11 protein-coding genes and 1 pseudogene are annotated in these 17,187 nt (G+C 39.1%); 7 read left to right on the plus strand and 5 right to left on the minus strand.

The annotated features are described in order from the left end of the window. Positions 1-113: 113 nt before the first annotated feature. On the plus strand, positions 114-2,990 hold the full coding sequence (locus tag IGK61_RS03565) for a MucBP domain-containing protein (RefSeq protein ID WP_167823077.1): 2,877 nt from the start codon (positions 114-116) through the stop codon (positions 2,988-2,990). Positions 2,991-3,094: 104 nt separating this feature from the next. Here the strand turns inward: IGK61_RS03565 and IGK61_RS03570 are convergent, their stop codons facing one another. After that, positions 3,095-3,529, minus strand: a complete 435-nt coding sequence (locus IGK61_RS03570; RefSeq protein ID WP_086294613.1) for a hypothetical protein — start codon at positions 3,527-3,529, stop codon at positions 3,095-3,097. 531 nt (positions 3,530-4,060) lie between these two features. Between IGK61_RS03570 and IGK61_RS03575 the strand changes: the two genes are divergently transcribed. From IGK61_RS03575 to IGK61_RS03600, 6 genes and pseudogenes are all read left to right on the plus strand, one after another. Further along, complete coding sequence (locus IGK61_RS03575; RefSeq protein WP_086294614.1) at positions 4,061-5,554, plus strand: helix-turn-helix domain-containing protein; 1,494 nt, start codon at positions 4,061-4,063, stop codon at positions 5,552-5,554. Between the two features lie 485 nt (positions 5,555-6,039). Then, positions 6,040-6,420 (plus strand): DUF7006 family protein, encoded by a 381-nt coding sequence (locus IGK61_RS03580; RefSeq protein WP_005225213.1) that lies wholly within the window; start codon positions 6,040-6,042, stop codon positions 6,418-6,420. A gap of 197 nt (positions 6,421-6,617) precedes the next feature. Next, positions 6,618-7,211, plus strand: a pseudogene (locus tag IGK61_RS03585) (HD domain-containing protein). Between the two features lie 89 nt (positions 7,212-7,300). Next, entirely contained in the window at positions 7,301-7,666 is a 366-nt protein-coding gene (locus tag IGK61_RS03590; RefSeq protein ID WP_074536376.1) for a hypothetical protein, read from the plus strand. Positions 7,667-7,766: 100 nt separating this feature from the next. After that, the gene (locus tag IGK61_RS03595) at positions 7,767-8,123 is read left to right on the plus strand and encodes a RidA family protein (protein ID WP_015509114.1); all 357 of its coding nucleotides are present in this window, start codon (positions 7,767-7,769) and stop codon (positions 8,121-8,123) included. Positions 8,124-8,652: 529 nt separating this feature from the next. Then, positions 8,653-13,524, plus strand: coding sequence for a mucin-binding protein (locus tag IGK61_RS03600; protein ID WP_275852007.1), 4,872 nt, complete (start codon positions 8,653-8,655; stop codon positions 13,522-13,524). A gap of 217 nt (positions 13,525-13,741) precedes the next feature. On the opposite strand, the gene IGK61_RS03605 is transcribed toward IGK61_RS03600, so the two are convergent. The 4 genes from IGK61_RS03605 to IGK61_RS03620 form a co-directional block, all read right to left on the minus strand. Continuing rightward, positions 13,742-14,092 carry a hypothetical protein gene (locus IGK61_RS03605; RefSeq protein WP_015509116.1) on the minus strand — a complete coding sequence of 117 codons (351 nt, stop codon included), beginning with the start codon at positions 14,090-14,092 and terminating at the stop codon, positions 13,742-13,744. Further along, a complete protein-coding gene (locus tag IGK61_RS03610) occupies positions 14,082-14,321 on the minus strand; it encodes a helix-turn-helix transcriptional regulator (RefSeq protein ID WP_438844689.1) in 240 nt (79 codons plus the stop codon). Before IGK61_RS03610 ends, IGK61_RS03605 begins: the two co-directional genes overlap by 11 nt. A gap of 148 nt (positions 14,322-14,469) precedes the next feature. Further along, on the minus strand, positions 14,470-14,790 hold the full coding sequence (locus tag IGK61_RS03615; RefSeq protein WP_015509118.1) for a DMT family transporter: 321 nt from the start codon (positions 14,788-14,790) through the stop codon (positions 14,470-14,472). Between the two features lie 251 nt (positions 14,791-15,041). Next, positions 15,042-16,976, minus strand: coding sequence for a BglG family transcription antiterminator (locus IGK61_RS03620; protein WP_074536377.1), 1,935 nt, complete (start codon positions 16,974-16,976; stop codon positions 15,042-15,044). Positions 16,977-17,187 lie beyond the last annotated feature (211 nt).

Consider the following 17,187-nt stretch of genomic DNA (forward strand, 5'->3'; position numbering starts at 1 on the left):
GTGTCTAAAAGTTGTAATTAACAAGTCGTCACCATCATCAGAAGGGGAAGTTTGTCGATAGGTGAAAGATAGGAAAGCGTATCGTATTTAAACGAATATAAAAGGAGAATGTTATGAAAAGGAAATTTTGGGGCTATTTGTCATTGGCGATCTTGTTAAGTCAGCCTGTGTTGGCACCTTTGGCACAAGTTATGGCTGATGAACAGGAAACCATTCCATCAAACAAAGAAATAACGACATTAGGAACATTAGAAAAAGTGGAGGAGACTACTGAAACAGTCGATTCTTCTCGTATAAAAGAAGAAATCAACGGTGACACCACAAGTAACTCAGAATCGCAAGAAGTGGTTAATGATGATGAGAAAAGTGGCTCGACGGAGAGTACAGAAAAAAACCTCCCTGATTCAAGTGAAGACACAGCTAGCTCGGCAACTGAATCATCAGCGGAAATGAAAGAGGTATCTAATCGCAGCGTTTCATTAGACGCTTGGATGCCAGATAAGAATTTGCAAAATGAGGTAGCGAAAGGGTTAAACAAAACAGTTGATACAATCACTCAAGAAGATATGGTGAATCTAAAACAGTTAGATTTTTCTTCTTTAGCCAAAGACACAGTAGTCGATTTTACTGGTTTAGAATACGCTAGCAACTTGCAGGCGTTATATACGACATCTATTATTGCTACGAATGTTCCCAAAATCACTATGGCGGAAAATGCAACATTGTTTACCCGTCCTAATGTACTAGCACAGATTTTTCCAAAAGGATCTTTTTCAAATATCCACATAGGAAATTATGATGCCTATTTGACAGCCCAAGAATTAATTGGGGTTGGTCAATATCTTAGTGGATGGGTAACAGATTATCTGACGGTCTATGCAAGTAGCATGACGGATTTTTCTAAGTTAGAGCTATCTCCAGAACACCATCAAAATTCCCAACTATCTATTATGACTCAGGAGAAAATACTATTAGAGCCAATGCTAGTAAAAGATGGCCAATCTGATGTTCTTTATAAAGACCGTATGATGGTTGATACCCAAGGAAATGCGTTGCTCTCTTCTTTGTCCAACAAAAAGTATTCTTATTCGATTCGGGGGATAGATAAAAATGGCTATAGCTTTCCCTTATATGAAAATGATGGGTTTGAACTGACTGAAGAAGGAATTCAATTTAAAAATATTCCCGCCAATGTTGACTATTTGTCAATCACTTCTCTTGTTCCTAATCGTTTATCCACCGAGAGAGCTGCTAGTACAGGTACCATTCAATATTTAGTGAATTATCAAGTACCTGTGAAGTATGTGAATACTGCAGAAGATGTTACGGTCAAGTATCTTGACGAAAACGGACAGACGCTTGCACCAAATGTCACTTTATCAGGGTATGTAGGCGACCCCTTTACTACGGAAGAAAAGGATATCTCAGGTTATACACTGAAAGAGATCCAAGGGGATAGGATAGGGATCTTCAGTGATGTCGCGCAAGAAGTCGTTTATGTCTATGAACGTAGTGATGCAGCGCCAGTGACGGTCAAGTATGAAGATACAGAAGGCAATGAATTGGCAACACCAACCGTATTGAATGGCAAAGTAGGTTTGCCATATGAAAGTGAAGCCAAAGCGATCCCAGGCTGGTACGTTTCTCAAACACCAACTAACGCTAACGGGACTTACAGCGAAACGGCACAAGAAGTCGTCTATGTCTATGAACGTAGCGATGCAGCGCCAGTTACCGTGAAGTATGAAGATACAGAAGGCAATGAATTGGCAACACCAACCGTATTGAATGGTAAAGTAGGGTTACCCTATACAAGTGAAGCCAAAACGATCCCAGGCTGGTTTGTAGCTCAAACGCCAAGCAATGCTAATGGGACTTATAGTGAAACAGCTCAAGAAGTCGTTTATGTCTATGAACGTAGTGATGCAGCGCCAGTTACCGTGAAGTATGAAGATACAGAAGGCAATCAACTATCTACATCGACAATATTGAACGGCAAAGTAGGTTTGCCCTATACAAGTGAAGCCAAAACAATCAATGGCTGGTACGTTTCTCAAACACCAACTAACGCCAACGGGACTTACAGCGAAACGGCACAAGAAGTAATTTATGTCTATGAACGTAGTAATGCGGCACCAGTTACGGTCAAGTATGAAGATACAGAAGGCAATGAATTAGCAGCACCAACCGTAATGAATGGCAAAATAGGTCTGCCATATGAAAGTGAAGCCAAAGCAATCCCAGGCTGGTACGTTTCTCAAACACCAACTAACGCTAATGGGACTTACAGCGAAAAGGCACAAGAAGTCGTCTATGTCTATGAGCGAAGTGATGCAGCGCCAGTTACGGTCAAGTATGAAGATAAAGAAGGGAATCAACTATCTGCACCGACAGTATTGAGTGGAAAAATAGGTTTACCATATACAAGTAAAGCTAAAGCCATCCCAGACTGGTATGTTTCCCAAATGCCAACTAACGCTAACGGGACTTATAGTGAAAATGCGCAAGAAGTTACCTATGTCTATGAACGTAGTGATGCAGCACTGGTTATCGTAAGATATGAAGACATGGAAGGAAATCAATTAGCTGAACCAACGATCCTTAGTGGAAAAGTTGGCTTGTCTTATGAAAGCAACGCCAAAGAAATATCTGGCTGGCGGGTTTCAAAGACGCCTAAAAATGCAAAAGGTACCTTCAGTGCTGCCGTCCAAGAAGTTATTTATGTTTACAGTGCTGATAAAGAGAATGAGCCGGGAGAAGATTCAGGAAAAGATACACCAGAATCAGAAAACAAGACGCCGGAAGAAGAGAACGGGAATAGCTCAGGAAATAACAGCAAGCAAACAAACAAACAAACCAAATCAAAAAATAAGTTGCCTGCAACAGGAGAACAACTTACAGGTCAACGAATCATGGGCTTTTTGGGAGTCATCACTGTTCTGTTTTCTTTCGTAGTAATTTTGAGACGAAAAAGAAAAACTGAAAATTAAAAGCTTTTCAATAGAGAGGAAAGAGTATCCAGAATTGATTATTTTCTGGATACTCTTTGTTTAACCCTATTTAATTATGAGCGAGAATATGAGATTTTTATCAGTTATCTTTCGAATGTTACGTTCTTGAATTCATCATTCAATCCATCCCGATAGGCAATAGTCAAGACTAATTTTCCTGTTGTTTTGTCATAGTCTATCACGTTTAGTTCTAGAGAGAAGTTCTTAACATTGGCATCAATATAAGAAACAATTTCTTTTTCTTCCTCACCGATTTTTATCGAAAGTGTACTTTCTCCTAATAAATTCGCCTCCTCCAGAGCTGTTTTGGCTGAGCGTATTTCAGGCTGATAGAAGACAGTGTTTGTTTGAGTTAAATAGGTTCTATTTATTCGCAACGGAACGGTGATCTTTCCAAAGTCATTTGAGACAACGATCCCAGCTTTATTACTAGGGGAGAAAAAGACAGCGAGACCTATTAAAATTAGAACGAGAATACTAGCAACACTTGACCATACTATTTTTTTTGATATTTTCATTGATTTCAGTTCATTCAGCGAAGCATGAACACCTGTCCCCCCATTCTTTTTAAATAATGTAAGAAGTTAGCTTGATTATGGCGAAGATACTTTAAAAATAACTGTACTAATTTTCAACTTTATATAAGCGTAATTGATAGAAAGTAAAAGCTTTTGGAATTGTTGAAATGCTCAAAGGCTACCTAACTATTCGATTGTAAATACTCCTAAAAACCGACTCTCTTATTATCGTAGCAAAATATACGTTTTTTTACTTTTATTATTATAAAATAATTTTTTGATAAATTGCGGTTTGGACTGTTTTGTCGTCTTAAACCAGCTGTTAGAAAGAGCAATGCTCTCCAGATGCAGTAACTCGTAGTTCTAAGTAGTTGTAGCCATGCTTTTGCTTATCCTAAATGATTCAGAAGGTGATAGTTTCAGAGACAACTTCTTATAAAATGAAATAAGTAATCAATGAGTTCACACTGAATGAAAATAGATCGTGAAAGGAGTATAATTACCTTAAAAATAAAGTTAAGAGGTATTATTATGTATAAATTTCTTTTAACTAAATTAGACCAAGATGTTTATGAATTGTTTGCGCATTTTTTTGAGCAGGCGGTGGAGCGTGAAAAACTAAATGACCTTGCTGAAAAGACTAACTTATCAAAACGAAGAATCGTCTTAGTTTTTGAGCGAGCACTCGATTTGCAAAAGGCGTATCCTTATTTTGAGATTGCGTTGCATGAAGGTAGAGAGATGACGCTTTATTTTGCGCCGAATTTTCTTTTGTCTAAGCTTTATTCGGTCATGCTAGCAGAAAGCATGCCATTTCAAATTTTAGACAGACTCTTCAGTGATAAATATGTGTCGCTGGAAGAAACCGCCCAACAACATTATGTCAGCAATCGCACGGTTCAAAGAAAACTAAAGGAAGTAGAAACGATTCTTGAAAATTATCACATTCGATTGAACCTAAAAAGAAAACCGCTTTTTGTGGGCGAAGAATACCGCATTCGGCATTTTTTCCACATCATGTATTGGCAGATCTATGATGCAACGAACGCGCGTTATAGTGGATTGACGAAACAAAGTGTCAGTACATTGAAGAAAAAGTTGACAAGTTATCCCAGTTTTTATCGCGGGATTGATCAGGAGAAATTTGTGCAATTGCTGGCATTGAGTATTTATCGTTTTAAAAGAGGCTTTCCTGTAAAAGAGATTCCTCAAGAGATGAGGGAGATGAGGCATCTGACGATTTCCTTTGAAGAATTTAAAGAAGAGCTGATCAAGCCATTGCTAAGAAACAATTTGATTCTAAATGGGCTTCCAGAAACAGAATTTCTCTTCTTGTATTATATGTTTTCTGTCATGACGACGTACTTACCTGAAGAGATTCCTAGTCAGCTAACAATTGGGGCTTATTTTTCTCCTCAAGCCATCGCTGCAGCAAGGCTATTTGCGGAAAACGCTCAGAAAGTTTTTCTCGTTTCTGAAAGCAATATTGATTATTTGTTGGTCAATGCCTTGAATATTCATTCGGTTTCGCTTCTTTTTGCATCGAAAAATAAGATCGATGCCTTTGGAAAAAGCACCACGGACAAAGATTATCGCCGTGTCTTTCCTAAGATTTTTCCGCTTGTTCAGGAGATGTACCAATCGTTAGCGCAACAATCACCAATTTTTGCAACCATGTATGAAGCGAACAATCGCTTGCTTTTTCAATATAGTATGCTTCTTTCTCTGGTAGCGAAAATTGATCGTTCTACGGTTCGTATTTTTCACGAATCAAAATTCGGAAAAATCCAAGAAATCAGACAAAAGGAACGATTGAAACGCTGGTTCGGTTACACACTTTCATTTGTTTCCGAAAATCCCGATTTTGTCGTGACAGATTACCCCGTCAATCGGCAAGCTTTTATTGACCAAAACCCCAACGTCCAATTTTTTAAATGGAATAGTTTTCCAACGGGGGATCGCTGGCTTGAACTGATTGAAGCAGTTGAAAAGTTCCAGAATGAGTTTAGTCAAAAACATACGTAAAACTGTGAATTTCACAGTATGAAAAAAAGGGGGATTCTCAAAACCAGAGAATCCTCCCTTTTTATAGTGGGAAGCGAAAAGTTTTGCACAGCGTTTCTCAGATTTCCTATGTAGTTTGTCAATCGCTCAATCGGCTCTTGGGCTTGTTTACTTTTATGAAACTAAAATTGATACGATCCAACCCGAAGGTATCTAACAGGACTTTATTTGCTTCTAACAAACAAATGATTGGCGTCTCCTTTCCTAAAAAACATGTAATAATGCAGGCATAAAGATCTCGGTCAACAGAAACGTTTTACGAAAAAGCGAAGGGAAAAAAAAGTGTTCGAATCCTCTATTTAACGTAATGCTAGTGATTTCAGCCTAAAGGTCGATTTCCTTTCAATATTTCCATAGAGTACGCATCGACGTATTCGTTACAACGATAAACATATAAACAGGATTTTACATAAGATTCACCAATCAATAGAACAGGAGGGCTAAAGATGGAGTCAGCATTTAAGATCCATTCAATGGAAGAATATTTAAACTTCTACATGGAAGAAACGGAGCGGCTTTTTTTCAAGGAAGAGTTTCCAGAACTCAAAGAAAAGATTCTTGCCAATTGCTTCGAAATCAAACGAGCGATCCAAGAAATCAATCACGAGAACTTTTTTGAACAGTATGCGAGAATCAATACATTAGAAGCAGAGATTTTGATTATTTTGGAATGCAGTGAATTGCGGGGGAGTGACAATGTGGTCCCTTTTGCTGAAGCAGAAATTTTGCAAGTGGCGAAACAAGATAGCAAAACCTATTTTAAAGAAAGATGTGGACTGACATTGATCGCGCCTACGCCCCATTCATTGCATTTTTCCGTGGAGTAGTTTAAGTATCAACAAAGATCATTCGTGAGAAAAAAGTGTTGTAGGAAGTTTGAAGGGAGACTCCATTAAGGTTTGTGCAGGAGTAATTGTTTTACCAAAAGAAAAGGCTGCAGTCTTTTTATGCAACTTTGGAGGCACTGTGGAAAAAAGCTGTACCTTTGATATAAATTCATTTAACAAATAAGTGGAGGTCACAAATGAATGCAATAGAAAAAAGGATCCAGTTTATTGTCGAAGCTGACAAGCTTAAATCCATCCTTAGACAATCGACACTAATCTATGATAGAAACCAACGAGAAAATGATGCAGAGCACACCTGGCATTTGACATTATGTGCACTATTGCTTGCAGAACATGTCGCAACCGAAGGGCAAGTGGATTTGTTGCGAGTACTCAAAATGTTAATTATTCATGACATGGTAGAAATCGAAGCAGGTGATACCTATTGTTATGATGAAGCTGGGTACCTGGATAAAGTACAGCGAGAACGGGAAGCAGCTACAAGTTTATTTTCTACATTACCGAGTGAACAATATGATGAATTTATGGCTTTGTGAGAAGAGTTTGAGGAAATGGCAACCGTAGAAGCAAAATATGCATCGGCTATCGATAGGTTACAGCCTGTCTTGCAGATATACTACTTTGACGGGAATACCTGGATAGAAAATAACATTGATGTTGAACGCGAATTAAAACGAAACGAGGTCATCAAAGAAATTATGCCAGAAGTTTGGGACTATGTTAGAAAACTTATAGATGATGCCGTAAATAAAGGCTGGCTGAAGCAATAAAGAAAAAATCAATAAGCTGTTAAATATGAGCCAAAGTAGAAGAGCATCATAAAATGAACACTAAATGTACTAGAAGAGAAGGAATGGGTATGAGTATCGGGGAAGCAGGGTATATTTTTACAAAGTATTTTATCGTAACAGTGTCTATTCTTACATCAATATATGGGGGCTATTGGGTATACTATGCCTTTGTCCAAACGAAAGATGAACAAGAAAAAGCGCTTGTTTGCTACACGGCAGCAAAAGCATTCGGTGTCACTGCCCTATTGTTTTTCCTCTATTATCTTTTACAGCTGATCGTAAAAGCCGCAAATGTAAAGCAGCTGACAAGGCTTTGGCAGATTCTTCATTTTGGAAGTCGTGATGAGTTTTCTGTAGGAATGGCTCTTTCCATCATGATGGTAGTCCTAGGAGTTTTTCTTTTGGTTGAAAAACGAAACATTCATTTGCGGTAATCATTGAATTTCCTGTGTTTTGGCAAAACATAGGCATAGAAGTTTTTTTTATAAAAGTAGTGAAAAAAATGGCTCAAACGCAAAAGGAGTAAAGAAGAAAATGATAAAACGTTACGATATTAATGAGGAATGGGCGCTTTCGGGCGTGATCGAAGCAGGAAATTTTGTTTTTGTTGGCTATTGCGTGGGAAATATTGGCGAGCCGATCGAAAAGCAGATTGTAGGAGCACTGAAGCAATTAGAAGAGCGATTAAAATTGGTGGATTTGGCACTAGCAGATGTGGTAAAGATGGATGTACTTTTCAAAAATATTTTTGATATTCCGATTATGGAAAAGATTTTAAAAGAAACCTTCCATGGGAAATTTCCTGTTAGAAAATCGATTCAGACAGAATTTGCTCATTCTGGCGAGGTGGGGATTCTTTTTCAAATTGATGCGATAGCTTTTAAGGGATAGTGCGATAAAGAGAGCATTTTAGAAAAACGGAACGTTTCTTTATGGTTACCTATCGGCAAAAGTAATGGTAAGCCAGTGTTTTCTTGAATAACGGTGTTGCTTACGCTTCATTGATTAAAAAGCAGACAAAGCAAAAGGGGGCTGAGGAATCAGTCCTCTTTTTTTAATCTAACACATCTTTTTTAGAATCACAGAACTCCCATCAGTGTGGTAAGTTATTGAGAAGAAAGAGTTAAAAATAGAGTGTAGTCTGACAATAACGTGTTATTTATTGTATTTTGTATACACTTTTAGCGATCGCCCCCTTCATATTCCTTTATTTTCTTTTTATAAAATAGGACTTTTTTTGTATTTTTCAAGCCGTTTATTGTCGTGTCCTGATCCGAGAACCATGTAATAATGCAGGCATAAGGAATGAGAACAACGAACGTATTACATAGAAGTAAGAAGTAGTTGTCAACGGGCAGCTTTTTTGCATTGGGGAGAGTATCGCTGCGCTTATTCACTTAAATTGAAAGAGGGAACAGTAATGAAAAAATCAGCGAAGCAAGAACTATTGTCGCGTCTTCTTGTTAGTTCGTCAGTGTTTATTTTGGGAAGCCCAATTGTCACACAAGCAGTTGTTAGCATCCCTGCTGCGGCCGAAACAATCAGCACTTCAGAGATAGAGGAAGCAACACTGAGTACGAGTGAGAATCTTTCTGAACAGCAAGTTTCCGAACCAGCAGTAACGGAGGAAACGACCACTTCTGAAACGGGTGGCAAAGAAAAAGCAGTTGAACAAGAAACAGTCGAGACAACTCAAGTAGAAGAAACGGAACCTGATCAGCGAACAGAACAGTCTGCAGAAAATGCCAGTACAGAAGAAGACACAGAAAATAGTATGGCGGTTGATGAGAGTCAGGAAGTAAAGTCTGCGCTAGCAGAGAATATATTGTGGACGGGCATGTGGGGGACTGCGCCAGCAACCTTAGATATTGAAGGGGTTTTGACTGTAGGAGCAGGTACATTGACAACTGCGGTGGATCAAGTGATTCCATTAACGGAAGAACTTAAAAATATGGTCATAAAAAAAGTTGTTCTCACAGCGCCAGTCATTTTGCCAGCCGATGTGGCAGGTTTGTTTGAGAGTTACTCCCACTACGGCACCGTGCCCTCTCAATTGAATGAGATTGTGGGACTGACTTATCTTGATACGAGTCAAGCAACCACGATGAATAGTATGTTTTATGGTTATAGCGGATCTACATTAGATTTATCGAATTTTGATAGCACCGGTGTCATAAATTCTTTAGGTGCCGGGATGAACCAGTTTTTAGCAAATGTACGCTATCTAAGAGAATTAAAATTAGGACCAAAATTCAGTTTTGTTGGGTGGAATAATTGGCCAGGCAATTCCTATCCGGTGAACTTGGTTGACCCGAGTGGGATGTACGGATTCCATTCAAGTTATTATACCGGTTACTGGCAAAATGTAGGGATAGGTACCGTAGATGCGCCATATGGTGAACACATATTGAAGTCAGAGGAACTAGTGTTGACCTATGATGGCGCGACGATGGCTGATACCTATGTATGGCAGCCTTGGTTTATTGAAGCCGCACCAGTTACGGTCAATTACTTAGATGAAGATGGTAATGAATTATTGCCGCCTAATGTACTGACTGGCGGAAATATTGGCGATACAGTTGAAGTTGTTCCTGAAGATATTCCTCACTATATATTGAAGGAAGTCCACGGTGATGAGAAGGTTGTCTTTAGTAATGTTCCGCAAACGGTCACGTATATCTATAGTCCTAAAATAGAAAGCAATGAGGAAAGAAAAATTGTCGCACGAATCATTCACTATTTGCATGAAGACGGTACGGAAGTTGCTCCAGATCACGTAGATACAGTTGAATTTACTCGAGAAGTGACAACGAATCTAGCCACTGGCGAAGAAACATTCGGTGAATGGCAAGCAAGAGATGATGATACAACCTTTGACTTAGTCAAGAGTCCAGAGATAGCCAACTACTTTACAGATAGGGAATTTATCGATGAAGTCATGGACGTAAAGGCCGATTCAGAAGATATTGAAGAATTTGTCATGTACTCGCCAAAGATGGTGGAATCTACGGAAACCAAAGAAGTCAAGAGAATGATTCATTATGTGTATGAAGACGGCAAAGAAGCAGCCCCAGACAATGTAGACACAGTCACCTTTACACGAACAGTGACAACGAATGAAGCAACAGGTGACAAAACTTTTGGTCAATGGCAAACTAAAGATGATGATACGACGTTTGATGAAGTGTTAAGTCCAGCAATTGACAAATACAATGCAGACCAAAAAACGGTTGAGAAAGTCATTGAGTTGACTGCAGAATCAGAAGATCTTGAACTAACTGTCACTTATTCGCCAAACATGATCGAATCTACGGAAACCAAAGAAGTGAACCAAACGATCCATTATGTTTATGAGGACGGTAAAGAAGCCGCACCAGACAAAGTCGACACGGTCACCTTTACACGCACAGTGACAACGAATGAAGCAACAGGTGACAAAACTTTTGGAGAATGGCAAGCCAAAGATGATGATACGACATTTGACGAAGTGAAAAGCCCTGAAATCAAGAACTATCACGCAGACAAAACAAGCATAGATGAAGTCAAAGGTTTGACAGCCGACACCAAAGACCGCGAATTGACCGTTACTTACTCGCCAAATATGACTGAGTCAACAGAAACTAAAGAGGTCAAGCAAACGATCCATTATGTGTATGAAGATGGCAAAGAAGCCGCCCCAGACAAAGTAGACACGGTCACGTTCACACGCACAGTGACAACGAATGAAGCAACAGGAAAAAATACCTATGGTCAATGGCAAGCCAAAGATGATGACACGACGTTTGATGAAGTGTCAAGTCCTGAAATCAAGAACTATCACGCAGACAAAACAAGCATTGATAAAGTCACAGGTTTGACAGCAGAGGACAAAAATCGTGAATTGACCGTCACTTACTTACCAAACATGATCGAATCTAGAGAAACTAAAGAGGTCAAGCAAACGATCCATTATGTTTATGAAGACGGCAAAGAAGCCGCCCCAGACAAACTAGACACGGTCACCTTTACACGGACAGTGACAACGAATGAAGCAACAGGGGAAAATACCTATGGAGAATGGCAAGCCAAAGATGATGATACGACGTTTGATGAAGTACAAAGTCCTGAAATTGACAAATACAATGCAGACCAAAAAACGGTTGATAAAGTCATTGAGTTGACTGCAGAATCAGAAGATCGCGAAGTGACTGTCACTTATTCGCCAAACATGATCGAATCTACGGAAATCAAAGAGGTCAAGCAAACGATCCATTATGTGTACGAAGACGGCAAAGAAGCCGCCCCAGACAAAGTAGACATGGTCACTTTTACACGCACAGTAACAACGAATGAAGCAACAGGTGACAAAACTTTTGGAGAATGGCAAGCCAAAGATGATGATACAACGTTTGACGAAGTGCAAAGTCCTGAAATCAAGAACTATCACGCAGACAAAACAAGCATTGATAAAGTCACAGCTTTAACGGCAGAGGACAAAAATCGTGAAGTGACTGTCACTTATTCGCCAAACATGATCGAATCTACGGAAACCAAAGAAGTCAAACAAACGATCCGTTATGTTTATGAGGACGGTAAACAAGCCGCACCAGACAAAGTCGACACGGTCACCTTTACACGCACAGTAACAACCAATGAAGCAACAGGGAAAAATACCTATGGAGAATGGCAAGCCAAAGATGATGATACAACGTTTGACGAAGTGCAAAGTCCTGAAATCAAGAACTATCACGCAGACAAAACAAGCATTGGGGAAGTCACAGGTTTGACAGCAGAGGATAAGAATCGTGAATCGACTGTTACCTACTCACCAAATATGACTAAGTCAACAGAAACCAAAGAAATCAAGCAAACGATTCATTATATGTATGAAGACGGCAAAAAAGCCGCACCAGACAAAGTCGACACGGTCACCTTCACACGCACAGTGACAACGAATGAAGCAACAGGTGACAAAACTTTTGGAGAATGGCAAGCCAAAGATGATGACACGACGTTTGATGAAGTGAAAAGTCCTGAGATCGAAAACTACGCACCAGATAAAGCAAGTGTGGAGGAGGTTTTAGGGGTAAATGAAGCTGATAAAGATTCTGAAATCACTGTCACCTATGCAGTCAAAACGGAAACAAAAATGGAAACAAAGACAGTCAAACAAGTCGTCCATTATAATTATGAAAATGGTGAATCAGCAGTAGAAGATCATACTGATGAAGTAATCTTCACGCGGACAATTACCACAAATCTTGCGACTAATCAAACAACTTACAGTGAGTGGCAAGCCAAAGATGATGATACAACGTTTGATGAAGTGCAAAGTCCTGAAATCAAGAACTATCATGCAGACAAAACAAGCATTGAGGAAGTCACAGGTTTGACAGCCGACGCCAAAGACCACGAAGTAACTGTCACTTATTCGCCAAATATGACTGAGTCTACAGAAACCAAAGAAGTGAAACAAACGATCCATTATGTTTATGAGGACGGCAAAGAAGCCGCACCACACAAAGTAGACACGATCACTTTTACACGCACAGTGACAACGAATGAAGCAACAGGTGATAAAACTTTTGGTCAATGGCAAGCCAAAGATGATGACAGGACGTTTGATGAAGTGAAGAGTCCAACAATTGACAAATATACTGCAGATCAAAAAACAGTTGAGAAAGTCACAGGTTTGACTGCAGAGGACAAAAATCGTGAAGTGACTGTTACTTATTCGCCAAATATGACTGAGTCTACAGAAACCAAAGAAGTGAACCAAACGATCCATTATGTTTACGAGGACGGCAAAGAAGCCGCGCCAGATAAAGTAGACACGGTCACTTTCACACGCACAGTCATTACCAATGAAGCAACAGGGAAAAATACCTATGGAGAATGGCAAGCGAAAAACAATGATACGACCTTTGATGCGGTGAAAAGCAAGAATATTGATGGCTACACGGCAGATGTTACGACGGTCAAAGAACAAACAGGATTGACTGTGGAAGATGAAGATAGGGAACTGACTGTGACGTATATAAAAAATCCAACCGATCCAACCAATCCGACAGATCCATCAAAAGAGCCAGGTAACACACCAAATAATCAGACAAAACCAGAAGCTACGACACCGTCTACTGATAAGAAACCAACGGCTAAAGTACCAGAAACAACAAAAACAGCAACTAGTGGAAAAATTCTTCCGAAAACAGGTGAACAAGCAACACCGTACGGTTTGTATGGAGGAGTGGCATTGGTTGTCGCATCACTATTAGGTCTCTTTATGAAACGCTCAAAAAGAAAGAGTGAGTAAATCATAATAAGAAGGATCAAAGAAACGGTTGAAGAAGCTTTGATCGAGTGTTGCTTATACTGAATTAGAGGTAGGAAACTGCAAACAATTTTCGAATGTGACGATTGTTTACAGTTTTTCTGCTTTACTTCTGTGAATAAAAAGTGAGTGATCTATGAACAGGTACTGATCACAGAAAAAAACTCGGTTCCCATCTTAAAGGGACCGAGTTTGTTTTTTATAAAAATTGTTTTCTATACTGATAAACCAAACTCAGCCCGCTCACTATAAAAGCCAGAGCATACTTGTAAAGGAAAAACTGATTCCACATGTAATCTTTTGGAAAGAGAATGTCTAAAAAGACGATCGTTAGCAGCATCGCAATGGTGGAGATGTAATAAATTTTTTGCGAATGTTCATCTTCTTTGCCAATTTTTTTAGTGTAAACATAAACCAAAGCAATGCCAAAAATCAGTAAAAGCATGCCGATACCTAGCAATAGGTTCCAGTTGGCATTAGAATATTCTGCCCATGTTTTCAGACGGTAAAATAATGCGCTGGGAATATCTGAAAGTGATTTAATGACCATATTTCCTCTCTCCTTCTGTATAAGTAAATAAATCTGTGATGTCCACTTGAAAAACGTTCGCTAGACGATAGGCTAATAAAAGCGTTGGCGTATAGTTGCCTTTTTCCATGACAAAAATCGTTTGTTTTGAAACACCTACTTTGTCCGCAAGTTCTTGCTGAGTATGCCTAGCTAACACCCGATATTCATATACTTTATTAGCAATAGAGTCGCCAAAATCTTCCTTCAAACGATCACCTCCCAAAATCATTGTAAACCATAGTTATATAAAAGTAAAGTTTAATTATACTTAAGCTAACTATATCTATACTGAAACTGAATGAATTGCCATAAAATAGCCGCCAGAAGTGAACTGACGGCTGTTTTTTTAGATATCATCAATGTCCGCTGGTAAACTTGATGCCCAAAATCCCGACTATTAATAAAGCAACGAACACCCAAGTCAGAAGGGATAGCTGGTCTTTGAAGAACACGACGCCGATAATGATCGAACCAACTGCGCCGATCCCTGTCCAAACGGGGTAAGCAATACTTAATGGTAAGTTTTTTACCGCTAAAGCCAGGAAGCCAAAGCTGAAAATCATTCCGAGTAGTGTAGAGACACTATACCAAAAGTGGGTAAATCCATTACTTAGCTTCATAGTCGAGGCCCATACCACTTCAAAAAAGCCGCCTAAAAATAAATACATCCATGTCATATACTTTTTCCTCCTCAAAAAAAACAAGCATCCAGTAAACTCTTCAAGGACCTAATGAGTTTACCAAACACTTCTATCACCCGGTGGTGGTTTGGATATTGAATTAATGTAACAATAATAAAATCTTAGCTGAAAAGGGTGGGATTGTCAAACTCTCCCTTTTCAGCTAAGATTTTCATTTACTAACCATTGCTTGCATGCATTTCACAAAAGTTAGAATCAACAAAAGGAGCTGGATTCCCCAGCTCCTTTTATAATTGCTTTATACAGCTCAAAAAGTGGTGATAGTCACTTTTTTGCAGGATTGCTTGTTGAATATCTTCACGATCCATCAACTCTAATAAAAGACTATAGATTTCTTCGGTATCTTCATATTCGTCTTTTTGAATCGCAAAGAGAAAGACGAATTTAACCAAATCACCATTTCCCCAATCAACGCCATCAGGAATGATCGCCACTGAAACGGCTGAGCGTTTTGCCATCAATGTCATGGGGTGGGGGATAGCAAGCCACTCGTTAATATTGGTCTGATTAATTGCTTCTCGTTTTTTCACACTGTCATAAAAATCTTGGGGCACAAAATCTTTTTGATACAATTGCTGCGCCATTTTTTTTAGTAAGGTTTCTTTATCTACATGATTTTCATGAAGAAAAAATGCTTTATGAAACAATGAATAGATGCCGTCTTTTGTTTCGCTGAGCGTTTCAATAAACGGTTCGATTTTGTCAATTTCTTTATCTAGCTTGGCCATGTTGATATAAATAGAAGGAACCGAGAACTGTTCTAATGGAACGGTTGTGATCACAAAATCAATCGAAGAAAGATCATATTGTTGTAGCTCGACGTAGGAAAAGCGATCAACGACTTCGATCGTTTCTTGATAGTGCTTGATAATTTTTGCTTCAATAATACGACTCATGGCTCGACCCGTTCCGCAAACAAGGATGACGCGATGTTTATGATGATTTCTGATAGAACTCCTTTCCATAGCACCTGCGATGTGCAAAGCAATATAGCCGATCTCATCAGGAGAAAAATAAAAACCGTGTTTCAGGCTTACCGTTTCTAAATGAGTCAAACATAAATCATAAGCCTGTGGAAAAGATTTTCTGATCGTTGCCAGCAATGGATTGCTACGGCGTGCATCCATTAGATTCATGTTGATAAAGCCCTCAATATGAGATGTCAAATCTTCTATTAGCATCTTGTCTGTCTCTAACGCATAGTTTGACGTCTGTTTGATCGCAGTTAATAATTCTTCCACAATGGCTTTCGCAGTTTTCGTGGAAGACTCGCTTGCATCGCCTGTTTCAACTAAACGTGGTGCATTCATCGCAAGATAGTAAATGAAGTATTGTTTTTCTCCAGCAGTCAATTGTATATCAAATGCATGATCGATTTCTTCTAAGAAGTGACTAACAACTTTCTGGGCGTCTTCTTTGAGCGCGGGCACGTGCAAGGGAAATTCGTTGATCTGATGGCCAGCTATAAAGCGACTGATTGCTAAAGCAAAATGAGAAAGAATGTTTTTATGATAGTAGTCAGAGTCTAACAAGTCTAAGGGCGCCAGATGATTTAATGACAATTCTTGCAAGCGGGTCAGATCAATCGTATCAAACAACTCAAGTTCCATTTCCGTAAAGCCCACCAAATACTCTTGGAGATCTTTTTCAATCAACAGATCACTGATTGCTTGGCGTTTGGCGAATTCGTTACCCAAGACTTCAAAGCCAATATTTGGACGATTTACTATTTTTAATTGATAGGTCGCTAAATTGTCTCGAGCCGTTTTTAAGTATGAGTAAAAGGTGTTTTTACTAATAAATAATCGATCGAGAAAATCATCTAGGGATAAAGGGTTTTCATTCTTAAATAAAAGGAAAAGTAGATAGGTTTGTCGTTCTTCACTCGTATTTAGAAAGGACTCGGTAGTCGACATACTTTCAGTCCACCAGTCATGAAATCGTTCTTTTGAACCAATAGACAACAAATAGCCCTGCCCTCGAATCAACTTGATGGAGGCACCCACATTTGTTAACAAATCGTTCAAATTTGCAATGTCTGTCCGAACCGTTCGCTCAGAAATCGAGAAGCTTTTTGTTAACTCCTTCATTGGTAGCGGCGCCGTTTGTCTAGTTAATACTTCCATTAGATCATCTAATCGTTGATAAGCAAGTTTTGACACTTGTTTCACCTCCGTGCTCTTTCTCATCATACAATAGAAAGGATAAGAATGAAATGCTTCACCAGTACCGAAAATTTCCAGAAGAGTTGGCAATCATTTTGGAAAACGCTTTACTAATGATTGCCACTTGAATTGGAAATTTGTTGTGTTTACATCGTGAATTAGAAACCGTAAATTAAACGTGTACAGAAAATAAACCACACGAATTACG

Origin of the sequence: Enterococcus sp. AZ063, from assembly GCF_051715045.1 — a bacterium.
Classification (GTDB): domain Bacteria; phylum Bacillota; class Bacilli; order Lactobacillales; family Enterococcaceae; genus Enterococcus_D; species Enterococcus_D casseliflavus.

Bases quoted from the DNA above. Each gene is read 5' to 3' on its own strand.
- IGK61_RS03565 (WP_167823077.1), top strand. From the start codon at position 114: ATGAAAAGGAAATTTTGGGGCTATTTGTCATTGGCGATCTTGTTAAGT.
- IGK61_RS03570 (WP_086294613.1), bottom strand. From the start codon at position 3,529: ATGAAAATATCAAAAAAAATAGTATGGTCAAGTGTTGCTAGTATTCTC.
- IGK61_RS03575 (WP_086294614.1), top strand. From the start codon at position 4,061: ATGTATAAATTTCTTTTAACTAAATTAGACCAAGATGTTTATGAATTG.
- IGK61_RS03580 (WP_005225213.1), top strand. From the start codon at position 6,040: ATGGAGTCAGCATTTAAGATCCATTCAATGGAAGAATATTTAAACTTC.
- IGK61_RS03590 (WP_074536376.1), top strand. From the start codon at position 7,301: ATGAGTATCGGGGAAGCAGGGTATATTTTTACAAAGTATTTTATCGTA.
- IGK61_RS03595 (WP_015509114.1), top strand. From the start codon at position 7,767: ATGATAAAACGTTACGATATTAATGAGGAATGGGCGCTTTCGGGCGTG.
- IGK61_RS03600 (WP_275852007.1), top strand. From the start codon at position 8,653: ATGAAAAAATCAGCGAAGCAAGAACTATTGTCGCGTCTTCTTGTTAGT.
- IGK61_RS03605 (WP_015509116.1), bottom strand. From the start codon at position 14,092: ATGGTCATTAAATCACTTTCAGATATTCCCAGCGCATTATTTTACCGT.
- IGK61_RS03615 (WP_015509118.1), bottom strand. From the start codon at position 14,790: ATGACATGGATGTATTTATTTTTAGGCGGCTTTTTTGAAGTGGTATGG.